This is a genomic window from Nesiotobacter zosterae, assembly GCF_033843645.1.
Taxonomy (GTDB): Bacteria; Pseudomonadota; Alphaproteobacteria; order Rhizobiales; family Stappiaceae; genus Pseudovibrio; species Pseudovibrio zosterae.
In genome coordinates, this window is the sequence record NZ_JAWXVZ010000005.1 from 182,807 (window position 1) to 202,697 (window position 19,891).

At 56.0% G+C, this 19,891-nt stretch carries 15 protein-coding genes and 2 tRNA genes; 9 read left to right on the forward strand and 8 right to left on the reverse strand.

The annotated features are described in order from the left end of the window. The first annotated feature begins 264 nt into the window (after window positions 1-264). The 3 genes from Q3Y58_RS09095 to pssA all read left to right on the forward strand — a co-directional run bounded on the left by Q3Y58_RS09095 (window position 265) and on the right by pssA (window position 3,829). Window positions 265-2,172, forward strand: a complete 1,908-nt coding sequence (locus tag Q3Y58_RS09095; protein ID WP_319622123.1) for an ABCB family ABC transporter ATP-binding protein/permease — start codon at window positions 265-267, stop codon at window positions 2,170-2,172. Between the two features lie 96 nt (window positions 2,173-2,268). Beyond that, entirely contained in the window at window positions 2,269-2,970 is a 702-nt protein-coding gene (locus Q3Y58_RS09100; RefSeq protein ID WP_319621996.1) for a phosphatidylserine decarboxylase, read from the forward strand. A 13-nt stretch (window positions 2,971-2,983) separates the two neighbouring features. Next, the gene (gene pssA / locus Q3Y58_RS09105) at window positions 2,984-3,829 is read left to right on the forward strand and encodes a CDP-diacylglycerol--serine O-phosphatidyltransferase (RefSeq protein ID WP_319621997.1); all 846 of its coding nucleotides are present in this window, start codon (window positions 2,984-2,986) and stop codon (window positions 3,827-3,829) included. A gap of 126 nt (window positions 3,830-3,955) precedes the next feature. On the opposite strand, the gene Q3Y58_RS09110 is transcribed toward pssA, so the two are convergent. The 4 genes from Q3Y58_RS09110 to Q3Y58_RS09125 form a co-directional block, all read right to left on the reverse strand. Further along, a complete protein-coding gene (locus Q3Y58_RS09110) occupies window positions 3,956-7,426 on the reverse strand; it encodes an efflux RND transporter permease subunit (RefSeq protein WP_319621998.1) in 3,471 nt (1,156 codons plus the stop codon). Continuing rightward, window positions 7,426-8,466: an efflux RND transporter periplasmic adaptor subunit gene (locus Q3Y58_RS09115; RefSeq protein WP_319621999.1), complete on the reverse strand. Its 1,041-nt coding sequence runs from the start codon at window positions 8,464-8,466 to the stop codon at window positions 7,426-7,428. Before Q3Y58_RS09115 ends, Q3Y58_RS09110 begins: the two co-directional genes overlap by 1 nt. Window positions 8,467-8,543: 77 nt before the next feature. Next, window positions 8,544-9,095: a PadR family transcriptional regulator gene (locus Q3Y58_RS09120; RefSeq protein ID WP_274217043.1), complete on the reverse strand. Its 552-nt coding sequence runs from the start codon at window positions 9,093-9,095 to the stop codon at window positions 8,544-8,546. A gap of 192 nt (window positions 9,096-9,287) precedes the next feature. After that, on the reverse strand, window positions 9,288-9,584 hold the full coding sequence (locus Q3Y58_RS09125; RefSeq protein WP_319622000.1) for a hypothetical protein: 297 nt from the start codon (window positions 9,582-9,584) through the stop codon (window positions 9,288-9,290). 202 nt (window positions 9,585-9,786) lie between these two features. Here Q3Y58_RS09125 and puuE point away from each other — a divergent pair, with 202 nt between their 5' ends. The 4 genes from puuE (at window position 9,787) to Q3Y58_RS09145 (ending at window position 16,494) form a co-directional block, all read left to right on the forward strand. Next, window positions 9,787-10,692, forward strand: a complete 906-nt coding sequence (gene puuE / locus Q3Y58_RS09130) for an allantoinase PuuE (RefSeq protein ID WP_319622001.1) — start codon at window positions 9,787-9,789, stop codon at window positions 10,690-10,692. 346 nt (window positions 10,693-11,038) lie between these two features. Further along, window positions 11,039-11,731: a L,D-transpeptidase gene (locus Q3Y58_RS09135; RefSeq protein WP_274217039.1), complete on the forward strand. Its 693-nt coding sequence runs from the start codon at window positions 11,039-11,041 to the stop codon at window positions 11,729-11,731. 299 nt (window positions 11,732-12,030) lie between these two features. After that, window positions 12,031-13,299, forward strand: a complete 1,269-nt coding sequence (locus Q3Y58_RS09140; RefSeq protein WP_319622002.1) for an efflux RND transporter periplasmic adaptor subunit — start codon at window positions 12,031-12,033, stop codon at window positions 13,297-13,299. A gap of 30 nt (window positions 13,300-13,329) precedes the next feature. Further along, the gene (locus Q3Y58_RS09145) at window positions 13,330-16,494 is read left to right on the forward strand and encodes an efflux RND transporter permease subunit (protein WP_319622003.1); all 3,165 of its coding nucleotides are present in this window, start codon (window positions 13,330-13,332) and stop codon (window positions 16,492-16,494) included. Window positions 16,495-16,532: 38 nt separating this feature from the next. On the opposite strand, the gene Q3Y58_RS09150 is transcribed toward Q3Y58_RS09145, so the two are convergent. After that, window positions 16,533-16,874, reverse strand: coding sequence for a hypothetical protein (locus Q3Y58_RS09150; RefSeq protein WP_274217036.1), 342 nt, complete (start codon window positions 16,872-16,874; stop codon window positions 16,533-16,535). Window positions 16,875-17,096: 222 nt separating this feature from the next. Between Q3Y58_RS09150 and Q3Y58_RS09155 the strand changes: the two genes are divergently transcribed. Beyond that, window positions 17,097-17,441 (forward strand): hypothetical protein, encoded by a 345-nt coding sequence (locus Q3Y58_RS09155; RefSeq protein ID WP_274217035.1) that lies wholly within the window; start codon window positions 17,097-17,099, stop codon window positions 17,439-17,441. A gap of 27 nt (window positions 17,442-17,468) precedes the next feature. Here Q3Y58_RS09155 and Q3Y58_RS09160 read toward each other — a convergent pair. Together Q3Y58_RS09160 and Q3Y58_RS09165 are read right to left on the reverse strand one after the other, a co-directional pair. Next, a tRNA-Gln gene (locus tag Q3Y58_RS09160) sits at window positions 17,469-17,542 on the reverse strand. 344 nt (window positions 17,543-17,886) lie between these two features. After that, window positions 17,887-17,960, reverse strand: a tRNA-Gln gene (locus Q3Y58_RS09165). 358 nt (window positions 17,961-18,318) lie between these two features. On the opposite strand from Q3Y58_RS09165, the gene Q3Y58_RS09170 reads away from it, so the two are divergent. Then, complete coding sequence (locus Q3Y58_RS09170) at window positions 18,319-19,314, forward strand: amidoligase family protein (protein ID WP_319622004.1); 996 nt, start codon at window positions 18,319-18,321, stop codon at window positions 19,312-19,314. Between the two features lie 81 nt (window positions 19,315-19,395). Here the strand turns inward: Q3Y58_RS09170 and Q3Y58_RS09175 are convergent, their stop codons facing one another. Next, window positions 19,396-19,866 (reverse strand): DM13 domain-containing protein, encoded by a 471-nt coding sequence (locus tag Q3Y58_RS09175; RefSeq protein ID WP_274217033.1) that lies wholly within the window; start codon window positions 19,864-19,866, stop codon window positions 19,396-19,398. Window positions 19,867-19,891 lie beyond the last annotated feature (25 nt).

Consider the following 19,891-nt stretch of genomic DNA (forward strand, 5'->3'; position numbering starts at 1 on the left):
CTAATTCAGGACGACTGGCCTTGTTTTGGAAAGAGCGCCTGGAGCTGTACCCATGAGGATCGAAGCCTTGAGAAAAGGCCCTGAACCAATCGATCTTCTTGATTGCAGCGCTTACGCTTTCCGTGGCCGACGGAAACCCTGATCAGATCAGATGCGGTTGAAACGCCATTGCCCTCCTTGGTTCGTCCCCGCTGATCCTAGCAATGAAAAGGCACAGGCATGACAGCCTCACCTCAGAACAAGTCCGCGCCTTCAAAGCGGAGCATGAATCCCAAACTGGATGCCGATGACAGCGGTCTGTTCAATACGCTGAAAGCCCTTTGGCCCTACATGTGGCCCTCCGACAGACCGGACTTGAAAAAGCAGGTAGTCATCGCGATGGTGGCCCTGATCATTGCAAAGATCGTCACGGTGTTCTCGCCCTACTTCTTTGGGTGGGCAACAGATTCCTTGAATAATCAGAGTGACTTGCCCTCTTGGTTGCCAGAGGTGCTGATTGCACCTGTGATGCTCGTTCTGGCCTATCAGGCTGCCAGAATTCTGGCCGTGGCGTTCAACCAGTACCGCGATGCCATCTTTTCCGGGGTGGGGCTTCATGCGGTTCGCGAACTTGCAAACCTGACCTTCCAGCACCTCCACGCCCTGTCTTTGCGCTACCATTTGGGACGCCGCACCGGCGGGCTGACACGGGTGATCGACCGCGGTGTCAAGGGCATCGAGGGCATCGTGCGCTTTACGATCCTCAACGGCGTGCCGACGGTAATCGAATTCGCCTTCATGGCGTTGGTGATCTGGTTCCAGTTCGGTTTCCTCTATGTGGTCGTGGTTGCGGCAACGGTGGTGGCCTATGTGCTTTACACCGTGAAAGCCTCCAACAAGCGCATTCAAATTCGCCGCGACATGAATGAAGCGGACACGGATGCCAACACCAAAGCCGTGGACAGCTTGCTGAACTTTGAAACGGTCAAGTACTTCGGAAACGAAGGCATGGAACGGACGCGGTTCGATAATGCCATGGCAGGCTATGAAAAAGCGGCCATCAAGACGTGGACGTCGCTGGCTTGGCTGAACTTTGGTCAGGCTCTGATCCTGGGCATCGGCATGGCGGTTTGTATGGCAATGTCGGCGCGGGCCATTCAGGCGGGCGAGCAGACCATTGGCGACTTCGTCATGATCAACGCATTGCTGATGCAGCTGGCCATGCCCCTGAACTTCATCGGCTTCATCTACCGCGAAATCCGGCAGGGCATTGCCGACCTTGAAGCCATGTTCGATGTGTTGGGTGTGGAGCCCGAGATTCAGGACAAGGAAAACGCCAAGCCGGTTGAGATCAAGCAGGGTGTCATTCGGTTTGACGATGTTCACTTCCACTATGATGAAGCCCGAAAGGTGCTCCATGGTGTGAGCTTTGAAGTGCCTGCTGGCAAGACCATTGCCATTGTCGGTCCGTCCGGTGCAGGCAAAAGCACCATCTCGCGCCTGCTGTTCCGTTTCTATGATGTGACCGGCGGGGCCATCACCATTGATGGGGTGGAGGTGCGCGACGTGACCCAAAGCTCATTGCGCCACAAGATTGGCATGGTTCCTCAAGACACGGTGCTGTTTAACGACACCATTGCCTACAACATTCGCTATGGCCGCCCTGACGCGACAGATGACGAGGTGCGGGAAGCAGCGCGTCTGGCGCAGATTGACGGGTTTATTGAAAGCCTGCCAGAGGGTTACAACAGTCAGGTAGGTGAGCGCGGCCTGAAACTTTCTGGCGGCGAGAAACAGCGCGTTGCCATTGCCCGCACCATTTTGAAGGCACCGCCCATTCTGGTGCTGGATGAGGCAACCTCTGCCCTAGATACGCATACGGAACAGGAGATCCAGTCAGCTCTCGATCTGGTGTCAAAAAACCGGACAACGCTGGTGATCGCTCACCGTTTGTCGACGGTGGTGAATGCCGATCTCATCCTTGTCCTGAAGGCAGGCGTTGCCGTTGAGCAAGGCACCCATGCAGAACTGCTGGCACAAGATGGCCTCTATGCCTCCATGTGGGCGCGCCAGCGCGAAGTGGATGAAGCCGAAGCCAGACTGGAAGCCATGCGCAAGCAAGACGAGGGTTTCATTCTCAAGGGAAAAACAGCCGAAGAAAGCGCAATTGAATCACTTCCAGTTGAAGGGTAAGACAAGACACTCTATGACGCCTTGTGCCAGTGGCTGTTTCTCGGGGTGGGGACAGCTGCAACTGGCCAAGACGCACTGACAGCTAAAGGGTGTGCTATGTCTCTTGCGGACACGATTTCCAAGACCTTTGTCCCGATCCACCGGGAAGGGTATCCATTTATCGCCATTGCTGGGGTGGCGACGCTGATCCTGGGTTGGTTCTGGTCACCGTTGTTCTGGATTGGTTTGATCCTGACAGCGTGGGTTTGCTACTTCTTCCGTGATCCGCCACGCGTGACGCCTGTTCGCGACGGTTTGATCGTATCGCCTGCGGACGGTACGGTGTGCTTGATCGGTCCTGCCGTGCCACCGCGTGAGTTGGACATGGGCGAAGAGCCTCTGATGCGCGTATGCATCTTCATGAACGTGTTTAACTGTCACGTGAACCGTGCGCCAATGGCTGGCCGGATTACCCGCGTGGCGTACAAGGCGGGCAAGTTCCTGAATGCGGAACTGGACAAGGCCAGCGAACACAACGAGCGCAACGGCATCGTCATCGAAAACGAAAACGCCCGCATCGGCGTTGTGCAAATTGCCGGACTGGTGGCGCGCCGAATTGTGTGTTTCGTGAAAGAAGGTGAGACAATTTCAGCAGGTGACCGTTTTGGCCTCATTCGCTTTGGGTCTCGCCTTGACGTTTACATGCCATATGGTACGCAGCCGTCAGTCGCTTTGGGCCAGACGATGATTGCCGGTGAAAGCATCATTGCCGACCTGAAAAGCACAGAAAAGAACGATGTCGTAACGCGATACTCGTAAGAGGTAGACAAGGGTGACGGCTCCATTTCCTCCATATGACCCGGGCGGGTCAGTTGAGAACAAAAAGAAAAGAACTCGGCGCTTTCAGAAGGTTCCCGTGCGCATGATCTTGCCAAACGTGGTGACACTGCTGGCGCTATGTGCGGGCCTGACAGCCATTCGGATGGCTTTTGAAGCGCGCTGGGAATTTGCGATGGGAGCCATCATCCTCGCTGCTGTCCTCGATGGCCTTGATGGCCGCGTTGCGCGCATGGTGAAGGGCACGTCCCGGTTCGGGGCGGAGCTGGATTCACTGTCGGACTTTGTGAACTTCGGCGTGGCACCTGCCATCATCCTTTATGCCTGGATGCTGGATGAGGCCAGATCGCTTGGCTGGATCGCGGCCATGATCTACGCCATATGCTGCGCGCTGCGTTTGGCACGCTTCAATGTGGCGCTGGATGAGGAAAAGCCCAAATGGGCCGGAAAGTTCTTCACCGGCGTGCCGTCACCTGCCGGAGCCATCATCGTGCTTTTGCCGCTCTATATCGAGCGCCTTGGCATGCCGCACTATGAGGAACTGGCAACGCCGGTCGGTCTCTATGCGCTGCTCATCGGCTTTTTGATGGTGAGCCAGCTGCCATCGTTTTCCGGCAAGCAGTTTGGCACCCGTGTACGGCGCGAATGGGTGTTACCGCTGTTCGTGGTGTTCGTTGCGCTTGTCGCGCTGCTGTTGAGCTTCCCGTTCGAAACAATGACGGTGGTCACCCTGGGCTATCTGGCATCCATTCCATTTGCCTTCCGGTCCTTCCGAAAGCACATGCGAGAAGATGCAGAGGCCGCCGCAGCCGCTCTTCAGGACACCGAAGACAAGGCCTGAGGGTCACATCTTCAAAGGCGTCTAGCTTGAGCTAGAGAGTTTTGTCTTGTTCGCAAGACCCAATAAAAATGCCGGGGCAGTGCCCCGGCATTTTTGTTTGATAGACGCGCTGACGCCGTTCGCAGATTATTCCGCTGCGATCTGAACGTCATCAACCTTGGTCTTGCCACTCATTGCCAGACCTGCTGTTGTAGCCTCCATGCCGTCTGTCGCATCCGGTGCGCTGCTGCTCCGTTTGCTGGTAAGACTGGAGATGAAATTCCACCACACGTTTGGCAGAGCCAGCATGACCGGGATCATGATGAGGGTGAGCAGGGTGGAGAACCCCAGACCTGCAATGATCGCCGTTGAAAGCTGCACCCACCACACCGCTGTTGTGCCGCCATAAGTGGTCACCTGACTGAAGAAGTCGAAGTTCAACTGCGTCGCCATCGGGATCAGACCGGCGATGGTGGTGATCGTTGTCAGCAACACGGGGCGCAAGCGCTGGGCAGAGGTCTGCAGGATCGCATCCATCGGCTCAACGCCATCCGAGCGCAGGCGGTTATAGGTATCGATGAGAACAATGGCGTTGTTCACCACGATACCGGCCAGCGCCACGACGCCCGTACCCGTCATGATGATCGAGAACTTTTGCCCGGTTACCAGCATGCCAAGCAGCACGCCAAAGACGGACAAAACCACCGTGGAGAGCGTGAGAACACTCTGGTAGAAGCTGTTGTACTGAGTGACCAGAATGATGAACATCAGGAACAGCGAGCCGATCATGGCTTGCATGAGGAAGGCACCGGATTCTTTCTGCTCCTCATCTGCACCACGGAACTTCAGGAAGACCCCCTCTGGGAAGGATTGGCTGTCGAGCCAGGCCTGAAGCTCCTTCACCTTGTCATCCACGAGGAAGCCAGCAGCCTGATCAACCGAGGCCTTCACGTCCATCGCATAAAGGCCATCACGTCGGGTGATGGTGGACACTTTCTGCTGCGGTGTACGGTCCACGAAGTTGGCCAGAGGTACAATGCCCAAGTCGGTTTGTAAGCGGAGGGCGTCAAACCGGTCCAACGTCCGCTCTTCTTCAGGAAGGCGCACACGGATATCAACTTCATCCTCCGCGTCAGACGGGCGGTACTTGCCGATGAGAACGCCGTTCGTCACAAGCTGTACCATGGCCCCAACCGCCGAGATGTCAGCGCGGTAGCGGGCGGCTTGTTCGCGGTCGATATCAAGCGACCATTCAATGCCGGGCAGGGGACGACCATCCTCTTGATCGAGCAGGCCTTCCATCTGGTCTACGTGGTTGCGAATGCGCCCAACTGCGGCAACGACTGCGTCATAGTCGTTGGACGTGACCTGCAGCCGAATATCCTTGCCTGTTGGTGGGCCACCCTCTTGAGCGCGGGTTTCAACCCGGATGCCTGCCAGCGAGGAGGTCTGTTTGCGAATGTCCTCAAAGATCTCAACGCTTGTGCGGCGACAACAGAAGTCGGTGAACTCCAAGTCCAGACGGCCAATCAGGTCGACAGGGATGTCGCTGCCGCCCACGCTGCCACTGCCACCGCTCGGAAACGCGGTTGCCACCGCATTCTCAATGCCCGGAATGGCAAGGACGATGTCGTTTACATCTCGAACCAGATCAAGCGACTCCATGGCCGACATGTTGCCTCGGCCCGAGACAAACACAGTGGCGCGTTCTGCTTCTTCATCAACAAAGAACTGAACGCCTGTGCTGTTGGCCATGAAGCTGAACAGAATCCCGGCGCACAGCCCGACCATGGCAATGATGGTGAGCGTGGAGCCAACCACGTTCCCCGCCAGAAGCTTAAGGGTGCGCACATAGATGCCCGTGAAGCCCTTGACCTGCTTCGGGTCGAAACTGCCTTCACCTGAGAAAGCGCGCGCTGCCTCCAACTCTTCAATGCGGCGTTTTTCAGTCCGGCTGCGGGAGATGTCCGCAAGCCTTCGCATGACGCGGAAGACGGGCAGGGCCAAAACAAGAGCAGCACCAATGCCCGCGACAAGCGCGAGGGAACCAAGCGTTGCTGTCAGTACCGGCAAAGTGGAAACCACCAGGCCAACGGCCGCCAACACCATGGGGGTCATGACCCATTCCGCATGACGACCAAGGAAAGCCGAGACACCTGCGATCACACCCCCCGTCACCGGCAGGAACACCATTGCGGTCAGCAGGGACGCAGACAGAACGATGATCACCATGATCGGCAAGTAGCTCATGAACTCACCGGAAACCCCCGGCCACAGCAGCATGGGCAAGAAGGCGGCCAACGTGGTGGCGGTGGACGAAACAATGGGCCAGAACATCAGCTTGGAGGCGCGAATGTAGGCCTGCTTTGGCGGCATGCCTTCGGCGGTCTTTCGATCCGCATACTCCACCATCACGATGGCACCATCCACCAGCATCCCAACGGTGAGCACAAGGCCGAACATGACCATGGTGTTCACTGTCATGCCGAGCGAAGACAGGATCAAGAAGCCGGTCATGAAGGACGTTGGAATGGACAGGCCAACTAGCAGAGCGGATTTCAGACCCAGCGCGGCCACCACAATCACCATGACCAGCATGACAGCGGTCATGATGGAGGACTGCAACGAGCCGAGGATCTGATAGATGTTGTCGGATTCGTCCAACATCAGGTTGACCTTGACAGACTCCGGCAGGTCCTTGGTCGCGGCCTGAACCGCCGCGGTTACGGCTGCGTTGTTTTCGATGATGTTCTCACCGATCCGTTTGACCACCTCCAGGGTGATTGCGCGCTCACCGTTTACCAGCGTGAACTCCGAAGCGTCCTTGAAGGTGCGCTTGATGGTGGCAATGTCGCCAAGTGTGACGACGCTTTCACCAGATTGCTTGAGCGGGAGGGAGAATACATCTTCCGATGTTTCCACCAGCCCGGGCACCTTGATGTTGAACCGGCCTGAACCCCCATCAATGAACCCTGCGGGAATGAGCTGGTTGTTCTGGGTCAAGGCGCGGATCAACTCGGACTGAGAAACCTCATAGGCTTCCATCTTGAGTGTATCGATGACCACTTCGAGGAGTTCCTCGCGGTGGCCTTTCATGTTGGCTTCCTTGACCGTCGGAATGGCTTCGATCACATCCTGAAGGCGGCGCGCCGTGCGAAACAGGGCGCGCTCGGGCACATCTCCGGAAAGGGTCACGTAGAGGACTGGCTGGAGCGCCATGTTCTGCGGGAAGATCGTCGGTTCATCCGCGTCTTCTGGGATGTTGGCCTTGGCCTGATCCACCTTGTCGCGAATGTCCGCCAGCGCCTTGTCCTTGTCAAAGCTGATGTCGAACTCAAGAAGCACACCCACATGGCCCTCACTGGCAATGGTGGTGATCTCTTTCAAGCCCTCAAGGCCGCGCAGTTCCGTCTCCATGGGCTTCACGATGAGCCGGTTCGCATCCTCTGGAGAAATGCCCTGCTGACCGATGGATACATAGAAGAACGGCACGTCGATATCAGGCGCGGCCTCTTTGGGCACGTTGATATAAGACATGATGCCAGCCACAACCATGACCACCATGAGGGTGAGCACGGTTCGAGGCCGGTTCAAGATGGCTTCAAGCATGGAAGTCATCAGTTTACCTCCAAGCTTTCAAATACAGGGTCTACCTGTTTGCCTGCGCTCACGTAATCCTGCCCCACAACGATGATGGTCGCCGTGTCGGGAAGGCCGGTGAGCCACACGCCGTCGCGATCACCGCCGATGACTTCCACAGGGTAGAACACGACGCGGTTGTTCTCATCCACGCCCCGCAGGCCAACAATGCCGCTGTCGTTCAATGTCAGATAGGCCGGGCTCATGAAATGCGCCTTCTGCGCCGCCAGCTTGAGGCGGGTGAGGGCGGTGACGCCATCCAGAACCTTGGCATCCTCATTGGGGATCAGAACTTCAACACGGAATGTCCGGGTGTCAGGGTCGGCGGAAGGCGCAATGTAGCGAACGGTGCCTCTGACACTCTGCCCCGTAACCAGTTTCACCTCAGCGGGCTGACCGATGTAGACCTTGCCAATGTTGGTTTCGGAGATGGTGCCGATTGCAAGCATCGGATTGGGGTCGACAACCGTCGCGCAGGTCTGTCCCGCAGACAGGATCGTTCCCATTTCAACCATGGGGCTTTCGACCACGCCTTCAACCGGAGAACGGATCTCGGTTCGCTCCAGTTCGATCTCGGCCTCGCGCAATTCGGCCTGAGCCGCATCACGGGCAGCCTTCAGAGCTGCGACGCGATTGTTGGCGGCAAAGCCCTTGCCTGAAAGCTGATCGGCGGCTTCAAAATCCAGCTGCGCTTGAGCCAGCAACGCGTTCGCCTGCAGAACGCGGGCCTCGCGTGCTCCACGGTCCAGAACGCACAAAAGATCACCCGGTTTGACCTGCTGACCTTCTTTCACCGGACGCTTTGCGACACGCGCCGTGGTTTCAGCCCGAACCTCAACCTTGGCGTCTGCCTCGGTGCGTCCGCGCAGCTCAAGATAGGCCTCACGCATCTGGCTGTGAAACTTGGCAACACGAACGGAAAACGTTTCCTCGTTTTCGGCAGAAATACGGGTTGCAGGAGGTGGGACAGATTGATCGTTCTCGCCTTGCCCGCCGATAACCACGGAGCCCGAACTCATCCAGAGGGCGATCCCTCCAGCGATCCCTGCGGCCAAAATATATGAAAAACGGATAGCCATGACTTTGTCTTTTCGAGTTACTCGGCAGCCTGCGCGGGCGTTTGGGAGGACGCTTGAGGCAGGGCTTCCAATTCGGAGCGATTGTCTTCGATGTACTTCAGGCCGGCAGTGAGCGTTGCAATGCCCATACGCAACGTCCAGCAGCCAGCAGGATGGGTGCAGACTTCCAGTTCGGCCTCTAGGGCGGAAATTCTATTTTGGAGTTCTTCGATGCGCATATCTATGCGCCCGGAAAGGAACTCGGGAGAAAGGTGCGCCGCGTGCAGAGCGGTAAACAAGAATGGGGAGCGATACGTGTCGTCATAGGGAGGTTGCTGCAGCTCCTCACAGAACGCAAGCCGCCCCTTGTCAGTGATGGTGTAGACTTTTCGTGAAGGCTTGCCGGGAGCAGTTTCTTCCCGAGAAGTGACAAGACCCTCGGCTTCAAGCTTGTTCAAGCACGGATAAATCGAACCATAACTGGCATCAGTGAAGTAGCGATGCAGGCCGTCCTTGGAGCGTTTGCGAAGATCGTAACCTGTCGTTTCACCCTTCATCAGGATAGAGAGGCAGAATTTCCGTGTACTCATAAAGAAACGATCCTGTTGATGATCATGCTGGGTGGTTAGCCGCGATTAAACTCAAAACGAGTATATGTATCGGTTCGATATATCGCTTGTATACGTATCGAACCGATATAAGTCAAACGTTGAGTGACGCAACCGTCATTTACCCTACGCGCGGGCTACAGGGATCGGATCATGGAGCGGATTGCTGATCTTTTAGTCAGCTTTGGGATGGATAACGCTGATACGCTCCTGGAGCGTTGATTCAGGAAACCATTGGCGCAGCAGGCTTAACGCCTGCGAACTGGTGTCGGGTCTGTGCGCGGCAATAAGCCGTTTCATGGCTGCAAGTCGCTCCTCAAGCTGACATTCATATGCCATGAGTTCTGAGTAGCGCCCGGACCGGTGCGATGAGGAGGGGCGAAGAGACGTTGTGCGAGACCGCGACACGGCAGGAAGATCAGCGAGAGAGGCTTCAGGCGAGGGCTCCGGGAAATCCTTGGCGAGTGTCATCAGGTAGGTCCTCTTGATATAACGCACGTGACGTAACGTAATATGAGAGGCTAAATGTAAATTGTGTCTGAGCGTTGACACTAAATTTGGAACGAGTTGGATTACAGGCTTGATGCCGCTTTGGGGATGTGCTGGCATTGCAACTAAAAAGCAAGCAATCCCATTGGTTTAAGTAGCGTTTTGCAGGCGAGGCACCATAGATATGAATTACCCTAGAGATTTAGTGGGTTATGGAAGGCAGACACCGGACCCCAAGTGGCCGAAGGGGGCCAAGGTCGCCCTCCAGTTCGTGATCAACTACGAAGAGGGCGGGGAAAACAACATCCTCCATGGCGATCCGGCCTCAGAGGCGTTCCTCTCAGAGATTATTGGCGCCGAACCCCTGGTGAACCAACGCCATCCGAACATGGAAACCATTTATGAGTATGGGGCCCGGGCAGGCTTCTGGCGGCTGTGGCGCGCATTCACCTCCCGCAACATGCCGGTAACGGTTTTCGGTGTGGCGACAGCCTTGCAGCGCAATCCGGAAGCCGTGGCTGCCATGAAGGAAGCCGACTGGGAAATCGCTTCTCACGGCCTCAAGTGGATAGAATACCGAGACTTTTCCAAGCAGGAAGAACGCTTCCACATGGAGGAAGCCATTCGCATTCATACAGAGGTGACAGGGGAGCGGCCCCTTGGCTGGTACACCGGCCGATGTTCCGAGCGCACGCGGGATATCGTCATGGAGACCGGCGGTTTTTTGTATGATGCAGACAGCTATGCCGACGACTTGCCCTACTGGACCGAAGGCGAAAACGGTCCGCACTTGATTGTGCCTTATACGCTAGACAACAATGATATGCGCTTTGCAACCTCGCAAGGTTTCAACTCGGGAGATCAGTTCTTCGCGTACTTGAGGGACAGCTTTGACACGCTCTACGAGGAAGGGCAGCAGGGCGCGCCCAAGATGCTCTCAGTTGGTTTGCATTGCCGTCTCGTGGGACGCCCCGGACGTATGGCAGCGCTGAACCGCTTCTTGGATTATGTTGCAGCGAAAAGCGATGTGTGGGTGGCCCGGCGCGTTGACATTGCGCGCCATTGGCATGAGCACCACAAGCCGGGCTGAGCGGCCAGATTTCGCTTCTCCCCCTTAAAAGTTGAAGAGCAAGCCGCTACACAATTTCGTGAGCGGTTTGTTTGTTTAAAACACACAAATCCACCAGAGGCCCCTGTGGTATCAGGTTCTGTTTGCCTTATTTCGACATAATCAAATGGTCTAAGCGCCTCTGTGAGTATTGGGGTCCCGCGCTGTTACACCTGGTTTAATGTCCATTAAGCATAAGTGGGGCAAATTTGATGATAAATTTTTGGGCTTCCTGCAGAAGTTCGTTAGGGTAGGCGTGCAAGATCTGCCCTAAGCCCATGTTAGATTAAAAGGAAAAAGTGCGGTGAAGGCACAAGAACTAATAGGAATGAAAAACGAGTTGGCCTCATCGAAGCTGACCCGCCGCAGCTTCCTCGTTGGATCATCGGCCCTCTTGTTGGCAGGGTGCCAGACAACCTCCAGCCCGCGGCCGCGTGCAACTTTGGATTTGCGCGCTGATCCTTATTACGTCGCCATGTACGGCCCCATTCCGGATGAAAAATTCCCAATCCCCGCTGTCGATCTGAAACAGGTTTCGGATTCTCGTTTCTTGCGTCAGGTGGTGCCATACACTGGTCCTGAGCGTGCAGGCACGCTGGTGGTCGATCCGGGCGAACGGTTCCTTTATTTGGTGCGGGCTGACGGCACTGCCATGCGCTATGGCGTTGGCGTCGGTCGTGCAGGGTTCGAGTGGTCTGGTGATGCCAGAGTGCAGTACAAGCGCCAGTGGCCACGTTGGACACCGCCGTCGGACATGATTGCGCGCCAGCCAGAGCTGGAAAAATACCGGAATGGCATGGAGCCGGGGCTTGGCAATCCGCTGGGCGCAAGGGCCCTCTATCTGTTCGACAACGGTGTTGATACGCTTTACCGCATTCATGGCACCAACGAAGACTGGTCTATCGGACAGAATGTATCGAGCGGCTGTATTCGCTTGTTCAATCAGGACATAATCGACCTTTACAATCGTGTGCCAGATGGCAGCCCCGTTGTGGTGCGCCAGTCAGTGGCAGCCGTGTAAAAGCTGCAAACCCAAGTTTTTTCAAGCGGCTGTCTTCGGGCAGCCGTTTTTGTTTGTATCCAAACGCCGTGGTTCGACCTGCTATAAGTGTATCAAAGTGTATCAGGAGACGATGTTTCCGATAGTTGGTTACCTTTCGGGCGCGCACAACACTGGCGTGCTCCATCGAATTCGGAGATAAGACTACCACTAGGATTCCGGTGGCATTTGTGTTCTGGCCCCGGAACCATTCGGGTAATTCTACGAGAAGCTGGCAAGGCTTCCTTCCGCACTGAAAAAGAGATTGGAGTGTCTTCCCCATGAAGGCTCTGAAGTTCGCAGCTACTGCTGGCGTTACGGTTGCAGTCGTAACAGCTGGCTATTTTATGATCGGCGCCCCCATGCTGGAGAGCCAGAAGCTCTCGGGACTGAAAGACTTGGGTGTGGTGCAGGACGCAAATGCTGCCACAGCAAACGCACAGCCAGCAGGCGGTCCTCCGGGCATGGGGCCGGGCGGTCCGCGTAAGGTCGCTGTCCACGCCCGTAACGTGGTTTTGGCGCAAACCGACACCTTTGTCCGTGCCATCGGCACTGGCCGATCCATTCGCACCACCGATCTTTATCCTGAAACGAGTGGCCGCGTGACAACGATTGCTTTCAGCGCTGGTGACAAGGTGCAGGCGGGCGATACACTATTCACGCTGGACAGCATCAATGAACAACTGGCTTTGCGCCAGGCAGAGATTGAGCTTCAGGATGCCATCGATCAGGTGGACCGCTACCAGCGCCTGAACCAAAGCCAGAGCCAAACCATCTCCTCCGTACAGCTGCAAGATGCGCGCATCGCCAAGGAGAAAGCTGAGCTGCAACTTGAGAAGGCCCGCGTCGAACTCAATAAACGCCGGGTAGTTGCGCCGTTCGAAGGGACGCTTGGCATTGTGGACGTGGAAATTGGCGATCTGGTGGATGACAAGACACGCCTTAGCGGGCTTGATGACCGCGCGGAAATCCTGGTGGAGTTCGTCGTGCCGGAGCGTTTCGCTAATGAAGTGGCTATCGGCGGCCGCGTCGAGCTGACCACAGAGGCGGCTCCCGGTGTTGTTTTCAATGGCACGATCAGCACCATTGATAACCGTGTAAGCTCTGAAAGCCGAACCCTGAAACTGCGCGCTCTTGTAAGCAATCCGCGTGATTTGCTTAAGTCTGGACTGGCATTCTCCGTTCGTGTGCTTTTGGAGGGGCAAGAATGGCCCGCCGTCCCACCACTGGCCCTGCGATGGGACCAAGACGGCTCTTATGTGTGGGTTGCTCGGGAAAACAAGGCCCAGCGTCTGCCCGTTACCATTATCGAGCGCAACTCGGATCTGATTTTGGTTGAGGCCGACTTGAAGCCGGGTGAGGTGGTGATTACCGAAAGCTCCCGTGGTCTTCGAGAAGGGGCCAAGCTGACCATCACCGCGCAGCCGGGCTTCAGCTTGCAGATGCCAGAGGCCGTGAGCTCCGACGCCTCAAAGGACCAGCAAACCACGTTGCCAAACGGCGCTTCCGGGGTGGGGCAGCAGGCTGCTGCCTCCAGCGGTGTGCGTTAAGTCTGTCCAGTGTAGAAAGAGACCCATCCCATGCATAAGCAAAATGCGGTGGAGGACAAGAACCTCTACAGTGGCATCTACGCGCTGTGTGTGCGCCGTCCTGTTCTTGCGATCGTGCTGAACCTTCTGCTCGTGGTAGCAGGCGCCGCGGCGTTGCTCGGTGTTGAAATTCGCGAAATGCCGAACGTGGACCGTCCGGTGATCACCATCACCACAACCTATTCCGGCTCGCCGCCAGAGGTGGTGGATGCAGAAGTCACCAGTGTGATTGAAGAGGCGGTTGCACGCACCTCAGGTGTATCCTCAATCTCCTCTACCTCCAGCTATGGGCGTAGCCGCGTCACCGTTGAATTCTCCGACAGCGTTGATGTGGGCGAAGCGGCCAACGACATTCGTGACGCCGTTGGCGGTGTAACGCGCAACCTGCCAGATGACGCCGACACTCCCACCGTGGTGAAGGCCGACGCGAACGCCGAACCTGTCATGCGCGCCACGGTGACGTCATCCCAGATGCGGGTGGAAGACCTCAGCGCACTCGTTGAAGACGTGATCGTTGACCGCATTGCCTCCGTTTCAGGGGTGGCCAGTGTGGACACTTACGGCAGCCGGGAGCCGGTCTTCAAGATCGCGCTGGACATGACGGCGCTTTCCAGCCGGGGGCTGACGCCCAACGATGTGCGCGGTGTTCTTGAGGCTTTGGCCATGGACACCTCTGGCGGCGCGTTGGAGACCACCTACCAGGAGCTTTATGTCCGGGCACACAATGACATCGAGACCGCAGAAGACATCGCCGCCGTGAAAATCAACAGCACCACCCGCATCCGCGACGTGGCGCTGGTGACTTACGGACCTGATGATGCCGCGTCAGGGGCGTTCATCAATGGCGTGCGCGCCATTGCGCTGGGCATCATTCGCGCCGCAGATTCCAACACCATCGAGATTTCTCAGGATGTGCGGGCGGTGATTGCCGAGTTGGAAAAGCAACTGCCCGAGCATGTTGAAATCATCATCACGGCAGATGATGCGGTGTTCATTGAGAGCGCCATCTCGGAAGTTCTCATCAGCCTGCTCATGGCAACGGCAATCGTGATCGCAATCATCATGCTGTTTCTGGGCTCGTGGCGTGTCACCCTGATCCCGGCAGTTACTGTGCCAGTGGCACTTATGGGCGCTGTGGTCGGGATCTGGCTTGTCGGCTTTTCCATGAACATCTTGACCCTCTTGGCACTGTTGCTGGCCACCGGCATGGTGGTGGACGATGCCATTGTGGTGCTGGAGAACATTTCCAAGCGCGTTCAAAAGGGCGAGGGAACCCACGCCGCTGCCATTCTTGGCACGAAGGAAGTGTTCTTTGCGGTTGTCAGCACCACAGCAACGCTTGCTGCCGTGTTCATCCCAATCTCGTTTCTTTCGGGCAGTGTGGGCAAGCTGTTCTCCGAGTTCGGCTTTGTGCTTGCCATTTGTGTGCTGCTGTCATCGTTCGTCGCGCTTACCCTCGCGCCCATGATGGCTTCACGGATCTTGAAGCCGGTCGACGCGCAAAAGGCGGCGCGCCCTTCCATGCTATGGGTGCTCATCATGAAGATGGGCGGCGTGCTTGCGCGCATCTATGAAATGCTGCTCAACAAGGCTTTGAAGGTGCCGCTTCTTGTGGTGGCAATTTCAATTGGCTTCGGCGCGCTGGGCTGGAACTACTACCAGACCCTGCCGGAGCAGCTCACTCCGCTTGAAGATCGCTCGATCATCTTGATGATGGCCCGTACGCCGCAGGGCTCAAGCCTTGACTACACCCGCTCAAAACTGGCGGAGATCGAGGATATTGCTGGCCGTTATGTGGAGAGCGGTGAAGCGCAGAACCTCATGACAATTGCGGGTGTACGAAACAGCAAGAACATGGGCTTCCTCATTCTGCCACTGAAAACGTGGAGTGAAAGAGACAGAAGCCAGCAGGAGATCGTGGCGGAGATGAACCGCGCCATGATGAGCCTGAAGGGTATTGATGTGTTCCTCATTCAGCCGAACACATTGGGCATCCGCGGGGCGGGGGAAGGTCTGCGTTTTGCGGTGACGGGCACCAACTACGACGTGCTGGCAGAAGGGGCACAGGCGCTTTCCCAGGCCATGCAGGATGAACTCGGTGACAAGATCGGCCGCACGAACATTTCTTATGACACGACCCAGCCGCAGCTGCTGTTCAGCGTGGATCGGGACAGGGCGGAAGATCTGGGCCTGTCTCCAGAGCTGGTGATCTCCACCCTGCGCATGTTGCTGGATGGCTCGGAAGTGGCAGAGCTGTTCGTGGAAGATGATGGTATCCCCATGATCATGGAGTCCGGAGCGACACCGCTGCGCTCCACGCGCGATCTGGAAAACCTGTTCGTGAAGGCCGCAGATGGCACAATGTTGCCCCTGTCATCCATCGTGAGCGTCAAGGAGGAGGCTGTCGCCCCGTCGCTGACCCGTGAGCGGCAACAGCGCGCCGTACCGATCTCCATGAGCCTTAATGAGGGCTATGATCTGTCCCAGTCCATTGAGGACATGCGCCGTATTGCAGCTGAGGTGCTTCCTCCAGAGGTGACAATCACGCTGCTCAGCGAGGCTGCGGTGTTGGAACAGACATCATCCAACATGTTGCTGACCTTCGGCTTTGCGATCCTGATCGTGTTTCTGGTGCTTTCAGCGCAGTTCGAAAGCTTCCTCAGTGCCACTGTCATTCTGGCAACAGTGCCCTTCGGTCTGGCCGCTGCAGTGTTTGCCATCGCGTGGACCGGCGGCTCGCTTAATGTCTACAGCCAGATCGGCATGGTGCTTCTGGTAGGGATCATGGCCAAGAACGGCATTCTGGTGGTGGAGTTTGCAAATCAGCTGCGGGAACAAGGCAACTCAGTGCGAGACGCCATCCATAAGGCATGCCTTCAGCGCCTGCGCCCGGTGATGATGACGGTCATTTCCACAGTGCTCGGTGGAGTACCACTTGTCCTCGCTTTTGGCGCTGGTGCCGAAGCGCGTATGGAGCTGGGCTGGGTGATTGTCGGCGGCCTGGGCTTTGCAACGGTTGCAACGCTGTTTGTAACGCCGGCAGCGTATCTGCTGCTTGCCCGCTTCAGCACACCGCGCCAGCATCATCTGGCACGCGTTCATGAGGAGATGCGCGCAGCATTGCAAGATAGCGCTGCGCACAAAAACCCAGACTGATCGCAAGTGAAAAGGCCGCTGAGGGGCAGGGGAGCCCCTCAGCGATAGCCGGTATAGCGGTGGATCACTTCCACATCGTCTTTGATGTAGCGGCGCGCAAGATAATAGATTTGCAGGAAAAGTTCGCTTAGCCGGGCATTGGCATGGATCTGCTCATCCTCTGACAGAGCATGCATGCGCGTGCGGGTTAGATAAACATCTCTCAGCGATGGACTGGAATGAAACAGTTCAAGCAGCTTTTCCGCATTCACATATGTGTTGCCGATCATGTCCACCTCACGCGTGGCACTAAGTTGATCGCGCCAGAATGCCTCTCCGTGCTCTTCCAATAGGTTCTCGCAGGTGACTATATGCTCATGAAGGCTCGATGTTGTTAACATTTTATTCTCTTTCGGGCCTGTGATTACTATGCGAAAACAAGCTAGGTTGAACCTATTAATAAAGCGGGATCTTACCTTGTTAAATTTACTTCATATTATGCAGAAAAGAGACAGTATTTAAGAGAACTTTCGCGATTTGTAATGCAAATGAAATAAAGCGCAAAAAATGCACCTGACCTATGGTAAGGTTAAGGATCGTCAACCATCCAGAAAGGCGATCTCATGACGAAAACCATAACAACAGCACTGTTGACACTCTTGGGAGCCGTCTCCCTGAACTCCATCCCGGTCAATGCGACCGAAATTCAAAAGCTCTCCGTGGTAGAGGGGCGGGCAGAGGTGCTCAATGCCAAGGCCCTGAACATCTACAGTGACTATGGAATAACTCGGGTTGAGCTGATGTGGCCGGCAAAATCAGCTATCGAGCTGCAAAGCCAGTTGCTTGGTGTCAGGACCGTAAAGTGTTTGCTGTTTGGGAGCAGGCTGTCGGTCAGCTGTATGGCCTATGACAGTTTTGGAACGTCATGGGCACTCGGTAGCAAGAAAACACTTGCCCTGACCAAATAGATTTCAACTGTCTTGAAAAAGGTCGGTTGGCTGGGGAACCTGGACTCGAACCAGGACTGACGGAGTCAGAGTCCGCTGTTCTACCATTAAACTATTCCCCAGTAGAACCAATTGGCGAAGCGTTTGCGCCGCCCGGACGCCGTGGCGGCGTCGATGAACGCCTGTTTATTTAGTCGCCTTTGGCTTGTCAATTGCCTCATGCTGCTTTTTGGCAAAAGCCTGTGTGAAACAATTTCAGTGCAGTTAATTGGTGTTGAAGCCAGTTTACCGCAACTGAAGTGCTGTCTTTCGGACTTCAATAGGTCCCTGCGTCACTGACTGGCAGTGTGCAGCCAGGTGCCTCGCACGCCCGTGACAAGTGCCAAGCTGACGATCATCTGCCTACAGGCCTTGCTTGAGGCGTGCTGGTAAGCATTGTGAAACTCTAAGGATGTCGGGAGAGGCTTGGCTGGGGAACCTGGACTCGAACCAGGACTGACGGAGTCAGAGTCCGCTGTTCTACCATTAAACTATTCCCCAGTAGAACCAATAGGTTAGCGCATTATCTATGGCTGGGCTTTTGTGGCCCGACCGCGCTGGTGGGCTGCTATTTATGACCCACAGCGCATCTTGTCAATCGGATCAAAACCAATCATTTCAAAAACCTGCGTTTCTTCAGCAAATCCAGCTGCATTCTGTGCAAAACTGACAGGTGGCTACGAGGAACAACCTAGTGGCGCGCTCGGCAAGAGCGCAAGAGCGGGCGGCAGACCCACCCGTTTCAACTTGATCCTGCTATCGTGGGTGGCTCTTGGAGATGCGCCGCGCGCAAATGTGGCATGCGATGTCGCATTTGCCTGTTAGGAATAGATTTGCCGCAATGATGAAAGGAAAACGCGTGACAGCAGACCAAGGTGCAATTGGCAAAGACGATACCCAGCGCTGCGTTGGTTTTGAAGTGGAGTACGCTGGCGTAAACTTGGCCATGGTTGCCGACGTCATTGTTGACCTTTACGGCGGCCATGCGCAGCTCATGAACCCGCTTAGCGGCGAGGTTACAGACACCGAATGGGGCAGTTTCAAGCTGCTTTTGGACTCTGCACCGCTTCAAAAACTCCACCACGCCCTAAACGAGGATTTGCCAAAGGAGATCAAACTTCCTGATGCTTTGAGCGATCTGCCGCAAAAAGTTGGTGACACCATTGGTGAGGTGGCCGTCAAGGTCGTGCCATTTGAGATCGTTCTGCCGCCGGTGCCTATTTCTAAGATCGATCGTCTCGAGCATTTGATCACACGGATCAGAGAGACCGGTGGTATGGGGACGAAAGGCAGTTTGCTTTATGCTTTTGGCCTTCACATCAACGCTGAAGCCGTCTCCACTGAGACCGCAAGTATCTTGCGCCACATACAAAGCTTCTTGCTTCTTGAGCCGTGGCTGATGGAAGAACATGGCGTGGATTTATCAAGGCGCATATCCGGTTTTGTGGCGCCGTTTCCCAATGACTATCGCCGATTGGTGGTGTCACCCGATTATGCGCCGAACCTGAAGCAGCTCGTTTTGGACTATCACAGCCACAACCCGACCCGCAGCAGATCGCTCGATCTGTTGCCACTGTTTGCGCATCTAAATGGGGAGCTTGTGCGAAGCCTCTATGGGGCCGAGGAGAAGATATCGCCGCGGCCTACCTATCACTATCGGTTGCCAAATTGTGAACTGGGAAATCCGGCGTGGTCGCTCTCGCTGGAGTGGGAGCGTTGGCAGTACGTTGAGAAGCTGGCGGCAGCGCCGGACATGCTCACCAGCCTCATGAAAGATTGGAAACGGGACCATGCCCGAATGCTGGAGCCAGCGGCCATCTGGCATGCTGAAGGGATCGGATTTCGCTGGCGGTGACCGGGCCCGATGAGACCGATTTGCTTGCAAAAAGCTTCGGCCTGATGGCGGGCCGGGACCTGTCGGTGAGGGTTCTGATATCTATTTGTACTTGGCCGCCGCGATGAACTCAGAGAAGGCTTCGCACCACACCAGAACGGTGGTGTAGTTCTCTATATCAACATCCTCCGGGATATCGAGCACGAACCCTTGGAAGGTTTTGACCGGGCCGATAACCTGACTTTGGTCTTTGAGCGGTAAAAACTCATCTTCGTGCGCAACGAACTCCGGTACGAGGTAGACCATATAGTCGGGGCCTGGGGCCAGCTCACCAGTGTGCACGATCTGCGATCTGGTCAAACTGACTGTGCCTTTGCCCCAATGAAGAAAATCATGCCCGCGCAAGTCCTGCTCAAATTCAGAGGTGTAGAGCGCGTCTTCGGCCATTTCCTGCAGCGCAGCGACATCTGGTGAAGGAGGGGCGGTCAAAATGGGAAGAAAATAGACGCCAAGCGCAAAACCAAGCCCCAGCGCCGCGCCGTGGGTCACTATGCCAATAAAAAGCCGCAACATGTTCGTCCTCCAAATACTGAAACCA

Excerpts from the sequence above, each read along its gene's own strand:
- puuE (WP_319622001.1), top strand. The coding sequence starts at position 9,787 with ATGAATTACCCTAGAGATTTAGTGGGTTATGGAAGGCAGACACCGGAC.
- Q3Y58_RS09135 (WP_274217039.1), top strand. The coding sequence starts at position 11,039 with ATGAAAAACGAGTTGGCCTCATCGAAGCTGACCCGCCGCAGCTTCCTC.
- Q3Y58_RS09140 (WP_319622002.1), top strand. The coding sequence starts at position 12,031 with ATGAAGGCTCTGAAGTTCGCAGCTACTGCTGGCGTTACGGTTGCAGTC.
- Q3Y58_RS09100 (WP_319621996.1), top strand. The coding sequence starts at position 2,269 with ATGTCTCTTGCGGACACGATTTCCAAGACCTTTGTCCCGATCCACCGG.
- Q3Y58_RS09150 (WP_274217036.1), bottom strand. The coding sequence starts at position 16,874 with ATGTTAACAACATCGAGCCTTCATGAGCATATAGTCACCTGCGAGAAC.
- Q3Y58_RS09110 (WP_319621998.1), bottom strand. The coding sequence starts at position 7,426 with ATGACTTCCATGCTTGAAGCCATCTTGAACCGGCCTCGAACCGTGCTC.
- Q3Y58_RS09095 (WP_319622123.1), top strand. The coding sequence starts at position 265 with ATGAATCCCAAACTGGATGCCGATGACAGCGGTCTGTTCAATACGCTG.
- Q3Y58_RS09175 (WP_274217033.1), bottom strand. The coding sequence starts at position 19,866 with ATGTTGCGGCTTTTTATTGGCATAGTGACCCACGGCGCGGCGCTGGGG.
- Q3Y58_RS09155 (WP_274217035.1), top strand. The coding sequence starts at position 17,097 with ATGACGAAAACCATAACAACAGCACTGTTGACACTCTTGGGAGCCGTC.
- Q3Y58_RS09115 (WP_319621999.1), bottom strand. The coding sequence starts at position 8,466 with ATGAGTTCGGGCTCCGTGGTTATCGGCGGGCAAGGCGAGAACGATCAA.
- Q3Y58_RS09125 (WP_319622000.1), bottom strand. The coding sequence starts at position 9,584 with ATGACACTCGCCAAGGATTTCCCGGAGCCCTCGCCTGAAGCCTCTCTC.
- Q3Y58_RS09120 (WP_274217043.1), bottom strand. The coding sequence starts at position 9,095 with ATGAGTACACGGAAATTCTGCCTCTCTATCCTGATGAAGGGTGAAACG.
- Q3Y58_RS09145 (WP_319622003.1), top strand. The coding sequence starts at position 13,330 with ATGCATAAGCAAAATGCGGTGGAGGACAAGAACCTCTACAGTGGCATC.